This window comes from Psychrobacter okhotskensis, assembly GCF_013248965.1.
Classification (GTDB): domain Bacteria; phylum Pseudomonadota; class Gammaproteobacteria; order Pseudomonadales; family Moraxellaceae; genus Psychrobacter; species Psychrobacter okhotskensis.
The window spans coordinates 25210-44322 of the sequence record NZ_JABRVQ010000025.1 but is presented as its reverse complement, the minus strand read 5'-3'; the positions used below and the strand labels follow the sequence as shown (position 1 = coordinate 44322).

Here is a 19113-nt window from a genome sequence, read left to right as displayed (position 1 = left end):
TCTAAAAACAGCTATAGTCTTTTGAAAATAGCCCTGTGAAAATAAGACTTAAAACAGGTGGATTATAATCCTTCTATACTAAGTCTAAGAAATCACTGACAAAGGCGTTAGCTGGATGATGTATCAACTCTTCTGAAGTACCTACTTGCTCAACATGGCCATGATTCATCACCACAATCTCATCAGACACAGCGCGGGCTTCTTCTTGATCATGGGTGACCATGATACTGGTGATACCCAGCTCATGATGAATGTCTTTTAGCCAAGTACGCAACTCCTTACGTACCTTGGCATCAAGCGCACCAAATGGCTCATCCAATAGCAACAGCTTTGGTTTTACTGCTAAGGCACGTGCCAGCGCAATACGCTGACGCTGACCGCCAGATAATTGATGCGGATAAGCATTAGCGATTTGTGGCAGCTGTACTAATTCTAGAAGCTCTGCCACTCGCTTATTGATATCCGCTTTGCTTGGTCGCTCATTCTTGGGCAATAACGTTAAGCCAAAGGCGATATTATCGGCGATGTTTTTGTGGCGAAATAGCGCATAGTGCTGAAACATAAAGCCGATATGGCGTTTTTGCACAGGCGTATGGGTAACGTCCAACTCATCAAACAATATCTGCCCCGAGTCCGAATACTCAAGCCCAGCGATGATGCGTAACAAGGTTGTTTTACCGCAGCCAGAAGGCCCTAATAACGTTGTCAATTTACCTGTAGGTACGGTGATATTGATATTGTCTAAGGCAGTAAAATTGCCAAACTTTTTATTAACGTTCCTAATCTCGATGCTCATAATAGTGTCTCTTATTATATCTTTTGTCTTATCGTAGCAGATGATTTCGATTATTGTTTTACTAGTCGCTGTTTTATCAATCACTACTTTAGCCGCTTATACGCTGTCATCTGCGCGCTTTGCTACGGTGGCATTGGCACTCACTGGTAGCTCAGGCGCGCTCGCTAGCCGTTCAGATTTGGCAAACTTGCGCTCTTGTACCTTGGTCATGACTTGTTGTATCAATAGCGTCACTAACGCCAGTGCGGCAAGTAAGCTTGATAAAGCAAAAGCGGCGGTAAAGTTATAATCATTGTAAGCAATCTCAACCAAGAGCGGCATGGTATTGGTCTCACCGCGTATATGACCTGAGACCACGCTCACGGCACCGAATTCACCCATTGCCCGAGCGTTGGTCAAAATCAAACCATAGAGCAATGCCCATTTGATATTGGGCAAGGTCACATGCCAAAAAGTCTGCCAACCGGTGGCACCCAAAGTAAGCGCGGCCTGCTCCTCACTATCACCTTGAGTCTGCATCAGCGGTATCAGCTCACGTGCCACAAAGGGAAAGGTCACAAATAACGTGGCTAACACAATACCCGGAACGGCATAAATCACTTGAAAGCCCATGCTCTCAAGCCAGCCACCAACGGTAGAGTTAAGACCGAATAACAAGACAAACATCAAACCGGCGACCACTGGTGACACCGAAAATGGCAAATCAAGCAAGGTCGTGACCAGCTGCTTACCTTTGAATTGATAACGCGTCACGAGCCATGCAATTGCGATACCCATCACCATGTTAATTGGCAACACGATAGCGGCGGTAATTAATGTGAGCTTAATCGCTTGCAGCGCTTCTGGATCGACTAGCGAGGCAATATACAACTGCCAGCCACCTTTAAAGGCTTCATAAAACACCGCAAATAATGGTACTACTAGCATGATAACCATGAATAAGACAGCGATGCCAATAAAGGTGCGCCGTATCCATGGGGTATCTTTGGTTGCTGGGTTGCTTTGATAGTCGTAGCTATTGGATATCTGCATCTTAGCGAGCTCCTACACGGCGCGACAGTTTCCACTGTACAATGTTGATGGTCAATAAAATCACAAATGAAATCATCAGCATAAATAACGCCACGGCAGAAGCACCTTGGATATCGAACTGCTCAAGCTTACTAATAATAATGAGTGGTAAAATTTCAGACTGCATCGGAATATTACCCGCGATAAAAATCACCGAACCATACTCGCCAGTCGCACGGGCAAACATCATGCCCGCGCCCATTAATAATGCTGGTAACAGCTCTGGCAAAATCACCTTACGAAACGTGGTTAAACGATTTGCGCCCAGTACCGCGGCCGCCTCCTCAAACTCAACCGATAGCTCAGCCAATACGGGCTGCACGGCACGAACAATAAATGGAAAGCTGACCACCACTAAAGCGAGCCAAATACCGATAGGCGTAAAAGCCACCTGAATGTCGAACTTATCAAACCATTTACCAATCAGGCCATTCGGCGCATAAAGAGTGGCCAGAGAAATCCCAGTGACAGCGGTTGGTAGTGCAAAAGGCAAATCAACCAAGGCATTGATTAAGGACTTACCCCAAAATTCATAACGCACCAGTACCCAGGCGACCAGCGTCCCAAACACCATATTGGTGAGCATGGCTAAAAACGACATCCACAAGCTTAATTTAATAGCAGCAGTTACTTGCGGCTGGGTAATGGTTTCCCAAAAGCCCGTCCAGCCCATTTGGGTTGTAGTATAGGCCATCATAGCAAACGGTAGTACCACTAATAACGACAAGCTAAAGACGGTAATGCCCATGCTCAGACCAAACCCTGGCAGCACATTGCGCTGACGCAAACGGTTCAGCCAGCCTTTTTTTGGCAAAGGTTTGCTGCTCGAAGATGGTGTTGCACTCATAGTGATGTCCTATTGCCTATCTGATGGTACTTATCGTAAAGACCACGTTTTATCAAATGTATTATTAGTCCGCTTACGGTATAAAGGACATAGCGCGGGTGCCATGTCCTTTATATGATTGGACGTTACTTTAGAGCTGCTAAGCGGGTAACGACAGTACGTTTAAAAGCAAGCGTATTGGTTACTGCGGGGCATTAATCGCTAACTGATCGAATACACCACCATCGCCAAAGTAAGTACTCATGATCTCATCCCACGTACCAAAGGCATCGTTCGGGCGAAAGGTTTCAACAGGTGGTAATTTGTCACCGTTTTTATCAAGGACGCTTTTTACGCTAGGACGTAAGTAAAGGTCAGCGGCCAATTGCTGAGCAGGCTCGCTCCATAAGTAATCAAGATAAGCTTTTGCCGCGTCAGTGGTGCCTTTTTTATCAGTCACAGCTTTGACGATCGCAACAGGGCTTTCTGATTTGATAGAGTATTTAGGATAAACGATGTCAACTTGACCCGCACCAAAATCAGTGGCCGCAAGGTTGGCTTCGTTTTCAAAGGTAACTAAGACATCACCAATACCGCGCTGAACGAAGGTCGTCGTCGCTGCACGCCCGCCATTCTCATAGACTTTGACGTTTTTTAGCATGTCTTTTACGTATTTTTTCGCTGGTGCTTCTTCGTTATTAAAGGCGTGTAAGCCATAACCATAAGCCCCTAAAAATGCATAGCGACCATTACCGGTAACTTTCGGATTGGCCATTACAATCTCAAGGCCATCTTTGGTCAAGTCTTCCCAATCATTGATACCTTTTGGGTTGTCTTTACGCACCAAAAATACGATGGTACTGGTAAAGGGCACAGCGTTATCTGGGAATTTGCTTTCCCAATCTGACTCAACCAAGCCTTTTTTCTCAAGCAGCTCGATATCTGAGCCTTGATTCATGGTCGCGACATCCGCTTGCAGACCATTAGCAACCGACAGGGCTTGCTTACTTGAGCCACCATGTGACTGCTTGATTAGGATATTACTGTTTGGGTTCTCCGCTTTATAATGTTCAACGAACAGCGGGTTGTAGTCTTTATAAAAGTCGCGTGCCACATCATAAGAGACGTTTAACAGCTCGATATTTTGACCTTCTGCAGCTGGCGTGCCATCAGCATTGGCCGTCGTATCGGTCTGCTCGCTGTTGCTACAGCCCGCGAGTCCAAGTGTCAGTGCCACGCCAGCAATGCTTAGAGCACTTAGCGCTTTGTTTTTTTGTTGATAACGAGCTGCGTCAGTCATAAATACCTCAGAGATGTCTGTTTGTTATGTTGTGCAAGTATGCTAACAGCGCCATCTTATTATGTTTAATGATGAATATGTGTATGTTATTGCCAAAATGGAATAACCAAGTCATATAAATAAATTTATCAATAACTTATAAGTGGTTATCTCTTGAGGCATACCACTTTTTATGACGTCTGCCTGCTGTCGAGTGCTGGCTAGCTGTAACGATCTAATCGAATGCGGTATTACAGTTAGCCATTACTCTACCCGTGCCAACTGATCAAAACGCCCACCATCGACAAAGAATGTCTCCATAATCTGAGCCCAAGAACCGAAAACGTCGACTGGCTCAAAGGTGTCAATATCAGGCAATGTGTCTTTGTGCGCGGCCAGCACCTGCTCATTACTAGGACGCATATACATTTGTGCCATCAGCTCTTGTGCTGGCGTGTCCCATAAACCCTTAAGATAGGTATTAGCTGCCTCAGTTTTACCGCTTTTTTCGGTGACCGCGGTCACCACGGCAACAGGGTTTTTAATCACAATCGAGTAGCTCGGATAGACGATGTCGACTTTCCCTTTCGCAAACTGCTTCGCGGCCAGATGTGCTTCGTTTTCGGTAGTGACGAGCACATCGCCAAGGCCGCGCTGGGTAAAGCTGGTCGTCGCTGCCCGTGCACCATTGTCATAAGTGACAACGTTCGCCAGTAGCTTTTGGATAAAATCATTGGTTTTGGTTGGGTTCTGCGGGCTTTCGTTAAACTGATGTAGCCCATAACCATAAGCGCCCAAAAAGGCATAACGCGCCGTACCACTGGTCTTTGGATTCGGGATGACCACATCGATACCATTACGTGCCAAATCAGACCAGTCTTGAATGTTTTTTGGATTGCCGTTCCGTACCAGTAGCACCATAGTGCTGGTATAAGGCACGGCATTATTAGGTAGTGCTTGCTGCCAGTCGGCTGCGACTAAGCCTTTTTCGACCAGCAAATTCATATCGCTTTGTTGGTTTAAGGTCACCACATCAGCTTGCAAACCACTGGCAACCGACAAGGCTTGCTTGCTTGAGCCGCCATGCGACTGATTGATATTTATTTTACTGTCTGGATGCGTTGCCTGATAATCCGCACTGAATAAAGCATTGTAGTCTTTATACAAATCGCGTGACACATCGTAAGAGACGTTAAGCAGGCTGATGTCTTTTTGCGTACTTGCGGACTTATCTGTGTCGTCTTGTGTGGCTTGCGTAGGGCTACAGCCTGTCATTAGCATTAACGCTGTCAACGCGCCGCCTATGATAAGGGTGCGAGGTTGCGCACTTTGAGACAGTGAAACGCCAGCGCTAGTGCTGATGCGCGCTGAGACTTTATTGATAGTACTATTGGTTTGCATAAATGCTCTCTGTATTTTTAAATTGCGTATTTTTTAGTTTCGATGCGACCGTTTTTATTAAAATACTTATGACGGTCTCAACTGCCATTGCTCGATGAGCTTGGCTCTCTGAACTGAATTTTTAACGTAGCTTATTGGCCAATTTATTAACTGGCTTCTGTGGATAATGAGAGACATGCTAGCAGCTTGTTTTATGAACGCTTAGTGACAAATCAGCTTATCGAGTGCTGAACTTGGCATAAGCAAGCAGTTGTATTTGTTTCATGACTAATCCAGCAGTTAATCTAAGAAATAAATGAGAACAGCTTTAACCTCTAGGGGGTTAAGAGCGTTATGCTACCGACTGTGGCATACTATACGTAGCCAACCAATCGCCTCGATCGGTCAGTACTTATGCTCCGTACTTATAGTCAGCATCTGTCATCAGCCATACCTATCATTCACTTAATACCAAGGTGCCGCCCTATGATTCAATACCAACGCCGCTCAGTATTTTCTACTGTCTTAATTTGTGCCAGCACCGTTCTTATTAGCGTTACTGGCTGTAGTTATAGCACTGTCAGCCAAATTGACAACACCGTGAAGAGTAAGGCTGTTGTGCAGACACCTGCGGTACAGAAAATCGTTGGTGACTATGCTTCAAACGGCTATGCGACGCGCAAGCAAGGCAGTGATTGGGTGGGCGTCATAGTGAGAGCTGATGGAGCGGCAGATATTGCCATAAAGGTGCGTGCCCGCAGCGATGTCAAAAAACCAACGTGTCAGTTTGACGCTAAGGCGACGTTGCTAGGTCAAGACGATGCACATGGTATTATTTTTCAGACCAAGATAAACAACAGCAATGACAGCATGGCGTTCTTCCAATTTAAAGAGGATACGCTGACCATTGATAGCCAAGATAAATATGCATTAAACTATTTTTGCTCAGGTGGCGGGACGCTAGCCGGAAACTATGAGAAACTTGAGGGGAATTTAGAGCTGAATTAGAATTCGATGAGGCGATAACATAAGGTAATACGTAGCTTTAAATAATCTAGCTTTAGAGCAGAAAAAAGGTGTCAGATTTATCGTCTGACACCTTTTTTCATTTTTTAGTACTAGCTTTATTTGCTAATAAGACAAATGTTAATTATACGGCTGATGCGCCAGTAAGTTTGATCTCTGCACGCTCTTCACGAGCGATACCAGCGTAGTAATCACGCAAAATCTGCAAAACTTCTGGACGGCTAAAGTTGTCTGGCACATCCTCATCTTCTGATAAGGCTTTACGTAGCTTAGTACCTGATACCTTAACGTGTTCACTTGCATCATGCGGGCAAGTCTTGTCTGATGCCATCGCATTACAAGCATTACACCAAAAGGTCCAGCCAATTTTTAACGGCTGAGTGATAAGGTCGTCTTTACCAACATATTCAAAGATAGTCTGCGCATCAAAGGCACCGTAATAATCGCCGACACCAGCGTGGTCACGACCAACAATCAGATGGCTACAACCGTAGTTTTGACGGAATACTGCATGCAGTAGCGCCTCACGCGGACCGGCATAACGCATGTCTAGCGGATAGCCTGCTTGGATCACGGTATCAGCTCTGAAATAATTATCAATCAAGGTCTTAATGGCTTCTTGGCGTACCTCAGCTGGGATATCTCCTGGTTTTAATGCGCCGAGTAGCGAATGAATCAGTACGCCATCACAAATCTCGATCGCAATCTTGGCCAGATATTCGTGTGAGCGGTGCATAGGGTTACGCGTTTGGAAGGCGGCGACTGTTTTCCAGCCTTTGGCATCCAATATCTCGCGCGTCTCAGCTGGCGTTTTATAAATCTCTGGGTATAAGGCGGGGAACTCGCCTTCGCTTAGTACTTCGACGCGACCTGCGATGTTGACTTCGCCTTGGTTCAGGACTTGCTGCACGCCCGGATGTTCAGGATCAATTGTGGTAAAGACTTGCTGGCACTCATGGTCTTTGTCGATATCATAAGTTTCTTCGACAGTAATGATGCCCATCACTTCCCCATCATCCGCGACCAAAGCCACTTTATCACCTTGGCTCAAAGTATCGGTCAGTGCTCTTGGAGCAGATAAAGTAATGGGGATTGGCCAAAACAAGCCAGCATTCTCACCACTTTGCAGACGCATGTTGTCAACAACGCCTTGCCAATCGGCTTGATTCATAAAGCCATTTAGCGGGGTGAAGCCACCAATACCAAGCATAATCAAATCACCACGCTCACGTGAGCTTAGCGTGATAGTCGGCAAAGTGCTGGCAAGTTCTAGAGCCTCTTCGCGTGCTTTACCTTTTAATAATAGTGGCTTTAGGGTGTCGCTACCATGAGGGGGTACTAGTTTTGAGGCTGCTTGATTGGGGACTGAAGATGTCATATTAATTTAAAACCTTAATGATGAGTGAGAAAGCTGAGTAAATGGGTTATAAATAGAATACGCATAGGCTACCGAATTTTCGTTATGAAAATTTATGCTGACTTTGGATATGGATATGACTTATAGGAATTTATGTTTTAACGCTTTAGCTTATATGATGTGACGCTAAGCTAAACTGTCACTGAGCAGTTTTTAAGCTATCATATACGTCTATCATTATTGAGATTACGTCATGTACCAATATAATTATGCTGACCAAACCTTGGTAGAAGAACGAGTCGCCCAATTTCGCGACCAAACCGAACGGTTTTTGGCAGGCGAGCTGCCAGAAGAGCAATTTTTGCCGCTGCGTTTGCAGAACGGTCTTTATATCCAGCGTTATGCGCCGATGTTGCGTATTGCGGTTCCATATGGCTTGCTGGCAACCTATCAATTGCGTAAGCTCGCCGAGATTACCCGCAAATATGACAGAGGTTACGGACACTTTACCACTCGTACCAATATGCAGCTGAACTGGCCAAAACTTAAAGAAGTGCCAGATATTTTGGCGGAGCTGGCATCGGTACAGATGCATGCCATTCAGACTTCGGGCAACTGTATCCGTAATACCACCACTGACCCTTACGCCGGTATTCATAAAGAAGAGATTGCCGATCCACGTCCTTATTGTGAGATTATTCGCCAGTGGTCAACCTTTCATCCTGAGTTTGCATTTTTACCGCGCAAATTTAAGATTGCCGTCATTGGTACCGCCAATGATCGGGCAGCGACGCAGGTGCATGATATCGGACTGCATTTAAAAGCCAATGAAGAAGGCGAGCTTGGATTTGAGGTGATTGTTGGTGGCGGGCTTGGACGTACGCCAGTGATTGGCAAAACCATTAATAAATTTTTACCACGCCATCATTTACTCAGCTATTTAGATGCGATTTTGCGCGTCTATAATCTGCATGGTCGCCGCGATAATAAATTCAAAGCGCGTATCAAAATATTAGTCGAGAGCATGGGCGGTCCTGCCTTTGCTAAACTGGTCGACGCTGAATGGGAAGCACACACCAAAGATGGCTCATTAACTCTAACCGATGCCAACTTTGACAAAGCCAGTAGTTATTTTACCGAACCTGATTATCTAAGCTTTGATGCGCTCCAAGTACAGTCGGACTTGCAGCAGCAATTAAACGCTGATAAAGACTTTGCCAATTGGTATAACCAAAATACGGTCGCCCATAAAATCGCAGGTTATCGCGCCGTGGTGATTTCGTTAAAAGCAGGGTTGATCAATGGTAAGTACGTGCCTTCAGGTGATATCAGTGAGTCGCAAATGGACGCCCTCGCCGACCTCGCTGATGAACATAGCTTTGGTGAATTGCGTGGTACTTATCAGCAAAATCTGGTTTTCGCTGATGTACAAACCAACCGCTTATACGAGCTATGGCAACAGTTGGTTGCGCTACATTTGGCCCGTCCAAATATCAATACCCTCACCGATATGATCGTCTGCCCAGGCTGGGACTTTTGCTCGCTCGCCAATGCCACAACCCACAATATCGCTGAACAAATCGAAAAGCAATTTGATGATCTCGACTATCTTTATGATTTGGGTGAAATCCGCCTCAATATGTCTGGCTGTATGAATGCCTGTGCGCATCATCATACCGGCGATATCGGTATCCTTGGTGTCGATAAAAAAGGCGAATACTGGTATCAAATCAGCCTCGGCGGAAACTCTAGTAACGACGCCAAAATCGGCAAGATATTGGGTAAAGCGGTGCCATCTGATGATGTCGCGACGACGATACAAAAGATAGTAGACGTCTATCTAGAGCAACGCGTGGCTAATGAGAATGAGGTAGAAGGCTTTGGTGAGCTGATCAATCGTATTGGCCTTGCACCCTTTAAGGAGAAGGTCTATGGGTAATCATCATCTTTTCAATAGCGAGGCTGTGGACATCAGTCAAAACGATACTTGGCATGTACTGACGACTAACGATCTACCAGATGGTATCGCACTGACCCACATATCACTGCTCGAAATTTTACAAAAGCAAGAAAAGCTCGATGTGCTCTTACCGCTTAGCGATTTATTGGATACTAAGGGCAATATTGCTGGCGGTCTATTGCAAGAGGTGTATGAATTACTCGCTCAACATGTCAGCAATCTTGGTGTCTGGGTGACATCGAATAGCGATACGGAAGTGCTAACTCGCATACCAGAGTTTTTATTGCAGCAAGATTTAATTGTGATTAATGTGCCAGTGTTCACCGATGGACGCGGCTTTAGCTTTGCCCAGACCCTACGCCAGATCGGTTACCAAGGCGAGATTCGTATGGCTGGCAAGTTTGGGCGTGACCAAATTGCCTACCTACTACGTGCGGGCGCGGACAGTTTTATGATAAGCGAGCATGACCTACAGTCCATCTCCGACATCAGCCAAGCATTTAACGCGCTGGCTAGCAGTTATGACGGTCGCAACGCCGCCGACTTACCGATGTTTGCGGACGCCTAATTTGTATTATTTCAATTTAAATTATGACAGCAACGACCTATTTTTGTAGGCTTGGTTTTTAACCCAGCATTTTACTTTTATAAATTTTCACAGCTGGGTTAAAAACCAAGCCTACGACTACTATTAAATATTTAATTTTTTTACCATCTTTAACTTTATTCATTTAAATTATTAACCACCATTAAGGAACATATTATGAGTCAATTACACCCAGATCTAGACCTTGATCAAGCCAACCAAGCGCTACAAGGAAAATCACCAGAGCAAATCGTTGAATGGGCACTCAGTCAGGCTAAAAACCCTATCATTACCACCAACTTCCGCCCTTACGAGTCGGCTATCTTGCATTTAGTTGCCAAGCAACGTCCTGATATCACCGTATTATGGGTAGATTCTGGTTATAACACGGACGCCACTTATCGTTTTGCTAATAAAGTGATCAAAGACTTAGATCTTAATGTCGTTACCTATATCCCTAAGCAAACGGCGGCGCATCGTGATGCCACGATGAATGGCATCCCAGGGATTGATAACCCACAGCATGATGAATTTACAGAACAAGTGAAACTTGAGCCCTTCCGCCGTGCGCTAGATGAGCTAAAGCCTGACGTTTGGTTCAACGCCATTCGTAAAGATCAAACCGAATTCCGCCAAGGTCTTGATGTACTTAGCCTATCAAAAGATGGCGTGCTAAAAGTAGCGCCTTTATTTGAGAAAACAGATGCAGATCTAGATGTGTATCTTGATGAGCATACCTTACCTAACGAGCATGACTACTTTGATCCAACGAAAGTAGAAGAAAGCCGTGAGTGTGGTTTGCATACTCAGCTGTAATTTTCAGTAGATTTATAACCAAAACACCTCTTAAATATAAGAGGTGTTTTTTTATTTTCATTCAGTTTATTTCGAAAAAATTAGAATAGCTGGTGAGTGAAAAGTCATATCTATACATGAATACATGACGCAATGCTGATATTCATTATTCTTGTTTGCTGTGCCTACGCAGAAGAGGCGACAAAAAATTGATTTCAGCGATACCATAGCGTTTTTAGTATATTTTGACTATGTCCTTACCTATTCCAGATTCACCCAAAAACCCTCACTAACATGACAAAAACGAATATGCTAATGCCAATACACTAGGTGAGACGCGCAGCCTGATACCTCATAATGGCAACATATTTCAACTTAATGAATAACTGGTGATGCTATGAACACCTTTCCACTGTTTTTTAAATTAGAAGACCGCAAAGTGCTGATCGTCGGCGGCGGCGATGTGGCGCTACGTAAGGCTGACTTGCTCAGCCGCGCTGGTGCGTGTATCACTGTCCTTGCACCAAGTATCAGTGCTGAGATACAAGCTTTACTATCAGATAGCAAGCACCAACTTATCTATGATAATTATAATAAAACCTATATGACAGGCGCGCGCGTTATCATTGCCGCGACCGATGACGAGATACTTAACCATCAAGTCCACGCTGATGCCAGCGAGCTTAATATTCCGGTAAATGTGGTCGATACCCCACCTTTATGTGATTTTATTTTCCCCGCCATCGTCGACCGCAATCCTATCGTGATTGGTATCTCGTCCAATGGCAAAGCGCCGGTGCTGGCACGTCTATTACGGGCGCGGCTTGAAACTTTGATTCCGCAAGGCTATGGAAAATTGGCCAAACTAGCAGGCGACTTCCGTACTGAGGTAAAAAGCAAGATTCCAACCTTAACGGGTCGTCGGCAGTTTTGGGAGCGCGCTTTTGAAGGCAAAGTCAGCGAGTTGATGTTTGCGGGCAATGAAAGCCAAGCCGCCGCGCAACTACAAGCCGACTTGGATGAGACAGCCGCCAAAATTGAACTTGATAAAACGAGCCGCGCAGACACGCAACCATTACAAACAGAGTCTTCGTCTGTATCAACCACCGCTACAATAGATCAGCCACAACACCCGACTGCAGCGCCTGAGCAAACGCCTGTCGGTGAAGTGTACATCGTCGGTGCAGGCCCCGGTGATCCAGAGCTGCTCACGTTTAAAGCGCTGCGCTTAATGCAGCAAGCCGATATTGTCTACTACGATGCGCTAGTATCACCGCAAGTATTGGACTTATGCCGCCGTGATGCTGATAAAGTATTTGTCGGTAAAAAACGCAGCAATCATGCTGTCGCTCAGCTTGGTATCAATGAGCTGTTGGTCAATAGTGCAAAAGAAGGTCGCCGTGTAGTACGTTTAAAAGGTGGCGATCCCTTTATCTTTGGACGTGGCGGCGAAGAGATTGAAAGCCTACGTGCGCACGGCGTACCTTATCAAGTCGTTCCCGGTATCACCGCTGCTAACGCCGCTGCCAGTTATGCAGGTATTCCGCTCACTCACCGTGACCATTCACAATCCGTGCGTTTTGTCACTGGCTTCTTAAAGGCTGGCGCGCCCAATAGCAACTTTAAGAGCTTTTTAAATACTGACGAAACCGTGGTGTTCTATATGGGTCTGCATTCGCTGGCGCGTTTGACTGAAGGCTTGATTGATGCTGGTCGTCGTGCCGATACGCCAATCGCTATCATCTCTAATGCCAGTATGCCAAACCAGCAAGTATTGACTGGTACGCTTGCTAATATCGTTGAATTACAAGAACAAAATCAGCTACCCACGCCAGCTTTACTCATTATGGGTGATGTCGTCGCGCTACATCACGATTTGGCTTGGTATAACCTGCAAAATAAGCAGCATAATCGAAACACCCGTGACACCGCAAACAATTGGTTGCGTGGCGATACAGCTGCTACACCAAAAGAAGGACATACTGATGCTAACCAGCAGGCCCATGCATTATCAATGGTGGCTAATTTGGCAGCGGCTGATAATGGTTTGGAACAGTTGGTGATTAATTAGTTTATATCTATGCTCAGTAGTATAAATTTATATCTAGATTGCTAAAAAAAGAATCATTGAGCTTCGGCCTAATGGTTCTTTTTTATTCCAAATAGGTACTAAATACTAAATAGCTACTAAGCCAATGCTTACTTTAAACCAGACACTAACAGAGAAAACCAAAGCAAATCTTGCTAGAATGACTACTTTCTACTAAATATCCTAAAGCTCAACTATGTCCACACTTGCCGATACCAAGTCTATGCCTATGAAACCTTTAACAGTCCTCCACACTTCAGATTGGCATTTAGGACGCAGGCTTTATGGTCGTATGCGTTATGATGAATTTGAAGCGTTTTTAAGTTGGCTACAAGATACCATTAGCGCGCAAAAAGTCGATGTCCTTATCGTCGCCGGTGATATCTTTGATACCATGACGCCGAGTAACAGAGCGCAGGCGCTATATTATGAATTTTTGGGCAAAGTTTCAAAATCATGTTGCCAGCATATCGTTATCGTCGCGGGCAACCATGACTCCCCTACTTTTTTGGACGCACCAAGCAATGTCTTAAAATTCTTAAACGTTCATGTCATTGGCACCGCTTGTGAAGACTTAAAAGATGAGGTCTTGGTGTTAGACGATGCAGACGGTACACCGCATTGCATCATCGCCGCAATCCCTTATCTGCGTGACCGTGATGTCCGTAGCAGCAGCGCTGGCGAGTCCGCGGATAGTAAAGATGCCAATGTCATCAAAGGCATTCGTGCCCATTATGATGAAGTCGCCAGCATTGCTAAAGCGAAGCAAACAGAGCAAACAGAATTAGCCGAAGCAAACCAGCGTCACATTCCTATCATCGCTACAGGGCATCTATTCGCAGCGGGTGGCACCACTACTGAAGACGATGGTGTGCGTGAGCTTTATGTCGGCTCACTCGGCAAAATCTCTGCTGATATGTTCGATGAAGGCTTTGATTATGTGGCACTTGGGCATTTGCACGTACCGCAGCGCGTCGGCGGCTGTGAGCATATCCGCTATTCAGGCTCGCCTATTGCGATGGGCTTTGGTGAGGCCAAGCAACAAAAGCAAGTATTGCTGGTACAGTTTGGCGCAGTAGAAAATGATTTTAGCAATCAAAAAGCAGCGTCAAATAGTACATCTGAAAGCAATATGCCTAAGCTTACTAATACAGTGACTAAGATTGAACAATCGGTAGAAAAAGCCGCTAAAAAAGTAGCAAGTCGGTCAACTGGTTTTATAGATGACTTGTTTGACTTTGATGACTCAGTAGAAAGTGATGTAAAGGAAGAAAGCACGGTTGAAGAAGGTTTAACTCAAACAGGTGCTAAGTTAGCATATCAACTGCTGCATGATGATGAGTCACGTCAGATGCAAGTGGTTTCCCTACCCATTCCAAAATTCCAAAAATTGGCGCAAATCTCAGGTGATCTGGAGTCTATTAATAAGACTATCGATAAAACCATTCAAGCTCTTGATGCAACAGAATCTGTTTGGCTTGAAATTATTTATACGGGTGATGACGTGGTCAGTGAGTTGCGTGAGCATATTCAGGCGATGGTAGATGGTTTGCCGTGTGAAGTATTAAAAATTAAAAACACGCGCACCTATAATAAAGTTTTGAACCAACAGCAAATCTCTGAGACCCTACAAGATTTAAATGAGGAAGAAGTATTTGAGCGCTGCTTAATTGCTCACAATATTCCTGATGAGCAAAAATCATCCTTACGTGACGCCTATGATCAAATTGTTTATAACCTGCGTCATGAAGATACTCAGGCCGAATAATAGCAGCGCATTTTGGATGCCAGCCAACAACTTCTTCACTTTTCATCACTGTTCTCTTTATAACTGTTCTATATAAAAATAAGACCTACCCATGCGACTGATTGAACTACGACTTAAAAACTTAAACTCCCTAAAAGGCGAATGGCACATTGATTTTAGTGATCCGGCTTTTCTGAATGAAGGGATTTTTGCCATTACTGGGCAGACGGGCGCTGGCAAGACCACCATCTTGGATGCGATTTGCTTAGCACTATATAGTCAAACGCCAAGATTGGGTGATATTACCGGCTCAACGAACGAAATCATGACCCAAGGTACGGGGGAATGCTCGGCAGAAGTCATCATCGAGATAGATTCCAAACGCTATCAATGCTACTGGTACCAGCATCGCGCCCACAAAAAAGCCAAGGGTAACTTATTACCGATTAGACACGAGATTAGCGAGGTTAAAACCGGTAAGATTTTAGAAGAGAAAAAATCTAAGACATCAGCCTACATTCAAGACCTTATCGGCATGGATTTCAATCAATTTACCCGCTCTATCATGCTAGCACAGGGCAGTTTTGCCGCGTTTTTAAAGTCTGATATCGGCGATAGAGCCGCCATTTTAGAGAAAATAACGGGCACTGCTATCTATGCCAAAATATCGTTAAACGTCCATGAAAAGAAACGCTTTGAAGAAGAAGTGCTTGGTAAGCTACAAGCGGGCGTTAATAGTTTATCATTATTAAATCTTGAAGATGAAAAGCTACTGGCAGCAGAATTAGAGACCCTTAATCAACAGCAAAGCACACAGCGACAAACTTTCAAAACCCTGAGCGAGCAGCTGCAGTGGCTGGATAATGTACAGCAGCTACAACAAAATCTATCGACCTATCAGGCCGAATTTGCAGCAGCACAGCAGACACAGACAGACTTTACTCCAGAAGCGCAGCGCCTAGATATTGCTAATAAAGCCTTAGAGATTGATAGTCAATTTCGAGAGCTTAGCTATAGCCGAGAGTCGGTCAAGAGGTTGGGTTTCGAGCAGCAAGATTTGTTTAATAAGATTCCAACACAGCAAGAAGCGCTGGCACAAGCCACGACCCATGTAAACGATGTCAATACCATTGAAAAGCAAGCCACGGACAATCTGCAGACCACCTTACCTATCATTGCAAAAACGCGCGAGTTGGATGCTGAAATAAAACAGCAATCCCATTCTTTGGCAGATGACAATCAACGTAAAGACGTCTTAGTCAATAATACGCAACGATTACGCCAAGAAATAGCCAGCCACAAACAAACAGAACAAGAGACCAAAGCTCAGCTTAGCAGTATAGAAAAATATTTTAGCGATTATGAAGAGCTAAACGATCTCGATACAGATATGGCGACCTTTGATAGCAGCTGTCGCCGATTAGTGGTGCTGCTGGAAGATAATGTCAGCTTAGCGGCGGATAAACTTGCGCATGACAACCAATCAAGCAAGCTACAAGCTCATTTCGATAAGCTCTCTAAGCAGCAAGAAGCAGATGAATTGTTAATTAAGCAAAAACGCGAGCAATTGGTCAACGTACAACAGCAGCAAGTAGCACTTATTGAAAAACAGTCGCTAACTAGTATGCGCAGCGAGCAAGAGCAAGTCGATAAGATCAACACTCAGATTGCGCAAGCCATCTTTAAGCTACAGCAGCTATCCGATCTTGCCAGCCAAATCGAAAAGACCAATCTCTCGCTGCCCACGCTAACCGAGGAACTAACGACCTTAGCAGGATTGATTGCTAGTCATCAATCAGATATTCAAGACACTAAGCTCAAGAGGCAAGAAAAACAAGAGCATCTGAATTTACTACAGAAAGTCGCTGGACTTGAGGACTACATAGCAGAACTAGAAGATGGCTTGCCCTGTCCGCTTTGCGGTGCGCATGAGCATCCTTATAGCAAACATCATCCATTATTAGCCAGTAATAATAATGATAAAGATGCCGAGCAAAATCAGTCGTCCACAATAAAACAGACTAAGACGCAACAAACTCAGCAGCAAATAGCTGAGCTAGAAACCTTTATTGATAACCTTGAGCAGGCTTTATCAACATACAATATCGAATACGCCACAAAGAAAGAAGCTCTTAACAACCAAGAGCAACAGCTAGCGGCTCTACAGCAGCAATCCAAAATTTTACATGGTGATATTCAGTCGTACATAGCCTCATTATTTGAGGCTGAAAACAATTATTCTAAAGCAATCGCAGTAATTATTAATCCTCTTTATAAGATAGGCGATGATATTAATGCGACCATCACGAATATAGATCATAGCTTATCCTTATTAGACACCGCCAAACATGATCTGACTGAACATAAACAGTCTCTTAAAATTATAGTGGTCGAATATGACAACTTAACTGAAAGTGCGGCAAAGCTCAGTACTGCCATCGAAACCGACGAAAAACAGCAACAAACAGTTAGTCGCGATATTAATAATTTAACAACTGACATCAAGCTTAACTCTCAAAAGATTGATGGGATAAAAGATAAGATTGCCGCTAATTTCTCGGAGTTGGCACCCCTGATGACCACCGTTTCATCTCTAACGCATAAATACCCAGCGGATAAATATAAAGAACACTTAAGCTTAACTAAAGCGCTCAATGCGGAAGACTTATCTGACGCACTTAAGCAACTACATAATAGTTTTGATGAGCAAACGGTAATAGGCAGCGCAGACTATGACCGTCATATTGAAAAGTTGCGTCAACAGCGCAGCGCTTTAAACCAGTTAAAACGACAATTTAATGAGCAGAAAAACCGCCAGCAGCAGCTAACAAATAGCTTAAGCAGTTTGACCGCGCAGATTGAAACCAAGCAAGCACAGCTTAGCAATGATGAAGCAGCGCTCAAAGAGTTAGAGAACTTAGTTGCTCATAAAACCAATGCTATCGAACAATTAAAGCAAGATAGAAAAGAGATTTTTGCAGATAAAAATACAGACAATGAAGAAAATCAATTACGCCGTGCGGTTGATGAGGCTAAAGCCAAGCAAGTAGTAGCACAAAGGCAGCTAGACACTGTACAGCAGACTCTAGAGCAATTAACAGCTAGAGAACAACAGCTAGACACAGAGCTACAGGCGGCGATGTCTATACTGAATACGCAGCAAAGCGGATTTACTAACTTGCTCGCAGAATCACAGTTCGTAGATGAAGCTGCTTTTGTGAGTGCCCGCCTGCCTAAAGAAGAGCGTGAGTCACTACAGACACGTAAATTAGCGATTGATAATGCATTGCATCAAGCTAAATTACAGTTGGATAGCACCCAGCAAGCGTTAGAGCAAAAACTTGCCAATCCTATGACGGATGAAGACCGAGAAATACTTGCTGGCCAGCACCATCAAATACAAATAGATATTGATGAGTTAAGTCAAAAAATCGGTGCGATTGACCAAAAACTTAAGGATAACGACAGTCAAAAAGGCCAACAAGCGGCACAGCTCATTGCTATCAATGAGCAAAAACAAAAACTACAAGTTTGGCAACAGCTACATACGCTCATTGGTTCCGCTGATGGCAAGAAATACCGTACCTTTGCCCAAGGCTTAACGTTTGAGGTCATGATTAGCCATGCTAATACGCAACTGCAAAAAATGAGTGACCGCTATTTGCTCATTCATGATGACAGCAATCCCCTTGAGCTTAATGTCATCGACAACTATCAAGGCGGCGATATTCGCAGTACCAAAAACCTCTCCGGCGGTGAAGGATTTATTATCAGTCTGGCCTTAGCGCTTGGGCTATCACAAATGGCCAGTCATAACATCCGCGTCGACTCGCTATTTTTGGACGAAGGTTTTGGCACGCTTGATGAAGAGTCGCTTGATATTGCGCTCGATACCTTAACCAGCTTGCAGCAAGAAGGTAAACTTATTGGCATTATCTCCCACGTACAGGCGTTAAAAGATCGTATCCTAACCCAAATTAAGGTCGAAAAACTCTCTGGCGGCTTTAGCCAAATCAGCGGTCAAGGCTGTCGCCGAGTTACCAATGTTACCGACGAAAAAGCCTCGTAAATTAAGACAGCAGTTAAGGCAGTTAATAAAAATTATGACAATAAGGCAATAAAAAACCACCGTCAATTAATAACGGTGGTTTTTTTGAAAAGACGTTTATCTTGTTATTTATTTCATGACTCTTTACTTAGT

General features: G+C 44.4%; 13 protein-coding genes. 7 read left to right on the top strand and 6 right to left on the bottom strand.

The window, feature by feature from the left end:
- Positions 1-73: 73 nt before the first annotated feature.
- The 5 genes from HQR03_RS11690 to HQR03_RS11670 all read right to left on the bottom strand — a co-directional run bounded on the left by HQR03_RS11690 (position 74) and on the right by HQR03_RS11670 (position 5373).
- Positions 74-796: a sulfate/molybdate ABC transporter ATP-binding protein gene (locus tag HQR03_RS11690; RefSeq protein ID WP_025652036.1), complete on the bottom strand. Its 723-nt coding sequence runs from the start codon at positions 794-796 to the stop codon at positions 74-76.
- A 96-nt stretch (positions 797-892) separates the two neighbouring features.
- Positions 893-1828: a sulfate ABC transporter permease subunit CysW gene (gene cysW / locus HQR03_RS11685; protein ID WP_025652037.1), complete on the bottom strand. Its 936-nt coding sequence runs from the start codon at positions 1826-1828 to the stop codon at positions 893-895.
- 1 nt (position 1829) lies between these two features.
- Entirely contained in the window at positions 1830-2714 is an 885-nt protein-coding gene (gene cysT, locus HQR03_RS11680; protein ID WP_025652038.1) for a sulfate ABC transporter permease subunit CysT, read from the bottom strand.
- 181 nt (positions 2715-2895) lie between these two features.
- Positions 2896-3993 carry a sulfate ABC transporter substrate-binding protein gene (locus HQR03_RS11675; RefSeq protein ID WP_101211574.1) on the bottom strand — a complete coding sequence of 366 codons (1098 nt, stop codon included), beginning with the start codon at positions 3991-3993 and terminating at the stop codon, positions 2896-2898.
- A 243-nt stretch (positions 3994-4236) separates the two neighbouring features.
- On the bottom strand, positions 4237-5373 hold the full coding sequence (locus HQR03_RS11670) for a sulfate ABC transporter substrate-binding protein (protein ID WP_173240285.1): 1137 nt from the start codon (positions 5371-5373) through the stop codon (positions 4237-4239).
- 465 nt (positions 5374-5838) lie between these two features.
- On the opposite strand from HQR03_RS11670, the gene HQR03_RS11665 reads away from it, so the two are divergent.
- On the top strand, positions 5839-6360 hold the full coding sequence (locus HQR03_RS11665) for a hypothetical protein (protein ID WP_101211572.1): 522 nt from the start codon (positions 5839-5841) through the stop codon (positions 6358-6360).
- A 142-nt stretch (positions 6361-6502) separates the two neighbouring features.
- Here HQR03_RS11665 and sat read toward each other — a convergent pair whose 3' ends face one another.
- Positions 6503-7756 (bottom strand): sulfate adenylyltransferase, encoded by a 1254-nt coding sequence (gene sat, locus HQR03_RS11660; RefSeq protein WP_173240284.1) that lies wholly within the window; start codon positions 7754-7756, stop codon positions 6503-6505.
- 232 nt (positions 7757-7988) lie between these two features.
- Between sat and HQR03_RS11655 the strand changes: the two genes are divergently transcribed.
- The 6 genes from HQR03_RS11655 to HQR03_RS11630 all read left to right on the top strand — a co-directional run bounded on the left by HQR03_RS11655 (position 7989) and on the right by HQR03_RS11630 (position 18981).
- Entirely contained in the window at positions 7989-9674 is a 1686-nt protein-coding gene (locus tag HQR03_RS11655; protein WP_173240283.1) for a nitrite/sulfite reductase, read from the top strand.
- Entirely contained in the window at positions 9667-10263 is a 597-nt protein-coding gene (locus tag HQR03_RS11650) for a DUF934 domain-containing protein (RefSeq protein ID WP_173240282.1), read from the top strand. The genes HQR03_RS11655 and HQR03_RS11650 overlap by 8 nt, the downstream gene beginning before the upstream one ends.
- 195 nt (positions 10264-10458) lie before the next feature.
- Positions 10459-11097, top strand: a complete 639-nt coding sequence (locus HQR03_RS11645) for a phosphoadenosine phosphosulfate reductase domain-containing protein (RefSeq protein WP_101211570.1) — start codon at positions 10459-10461, stop codon at positions 11095-11097.
- A gap of 376 nt (positions 11098-11473) precedes the next feature.
- Positions 11474-13147 (top strand): uroporphyrinogen-III C-methyltransferase, encoded by a 1674-nt coding sequence (gene cobA / locus HQR03_RS11640; RefSeq protein WP_173240281.1) that lies wholly within the window; start codon positions 11474-11476, stop codon positions 13145-13147.
- Positions 13148-13388: 241 nt separating this feature from the next.
- A complete protein-coding gene (locus HQR03_RS11635; RefSeq protein WP_173240292.1) occupies positions 13389-14933 on the top strand; it encodes an exonuclease SbcCD subunit D C-terminal domain-containing protein in 1545 nt (514 codons plus the stop codon).
- A gap of 91 nt (positions 14934-15024) precedes the next feature.
- Positions 15025-18981 (top strand): SbcC/MukB-like Walker B domain-containing protein, encoded by a 3957-nt coding sequence (locus HQR03_RS11630; RefSeq protein WP_173240280.1) that lies wholly within the window; start codon positions 15025-15027, stop codon positions 18979-18981.
- Positions 18982-19113 lie beyond the last annotated feature (132 nt).

Coding starts and splice junctions, on each gene's coding strand:
- cysW (WP_025652037.1), bottom strand. CDS start 1,828: ATGCAGATATCCAATAGCTACGACTATCAAAGCAACCCAGCAACCAAA.
- HQR03_RS11690 (WP_025652036.1), bottom strand. CDS start 796: ATGAGCATCGAGATTAGGAACGTTAATAAAAAGTTTGGCAATTTTACT.
- HQR03_RS11630 (WP_173240280.1), top strand. CDS start 15,025: ATGCGACTGATTGAACTACGACTTAAAAACTTAAACTCCCTAAAAGGC.
- cobA (WP_173240281.1), top strand. CDS start 11,474: ATGAACACCTTTCCACTGTTTTTTAAATTAGAAGACCGCAAAGTGCTG.
- HQR03_RS11645 (WP_101211570.1), top strand. CDS start 10,459: ATGAGTCAATTACACCCAGATCTAGACCTTGATCAAGCCAACCAAGCG.
- HQR03_RS11670 (WP_173240285.1), bottom strand. CDS start 5,373: ATGCAAACCAATAGTACTATCAATAAAGTCTCAGCGCGCATCAGCACT.
- cysT (WP_025652038.1), bottom strand. CDS start 2,714: ATGAGTGCAACACCATCTTCGAGCAGCAAACCTTTGCCAAAAAAAGGC.
- HQR03_RS11665 (WP_101211572.1), top strand. CDS start 5,839: ATGATTCAATACCAACGCCGCTCAGTATTTTCTACTGTCTTAATTTGT.
- HQR03_RS11635 (WP_173240292.1), top strand. CDS start 13,389: ATGCCTATGAAACCTTTAACAGTCCTCCACACTTCAGATTGGCATTTA.
- HQR03_RS11655 (WP_173240283.1), top strand. CDS start 7,989: ATGTACCAATATAATTATGCTGACCAAACCTTGGTAGAAGAACGAGTC.
- HQR03_RS11675 (WP_101211574.1), bottom strand. CDS start 3,993: ATGACTGACGCAGCTCGTTATCAACAAAAAAACAAAGCGCTAAGTGCT.
- sat (WP_173240284.1), bottom strand. CDS start 7,756: ATGACATCTTCAGTCCCCAATCAAGCAGCCTCAAAACTAGTACCCCCT.
- HQR03_RS11650 (WP_173240282.1), top strand. CDS start 9,667: ATGGGTAATCATCATCTTTTCAATAGCGAGGCTGTGGACATCAGTCAA.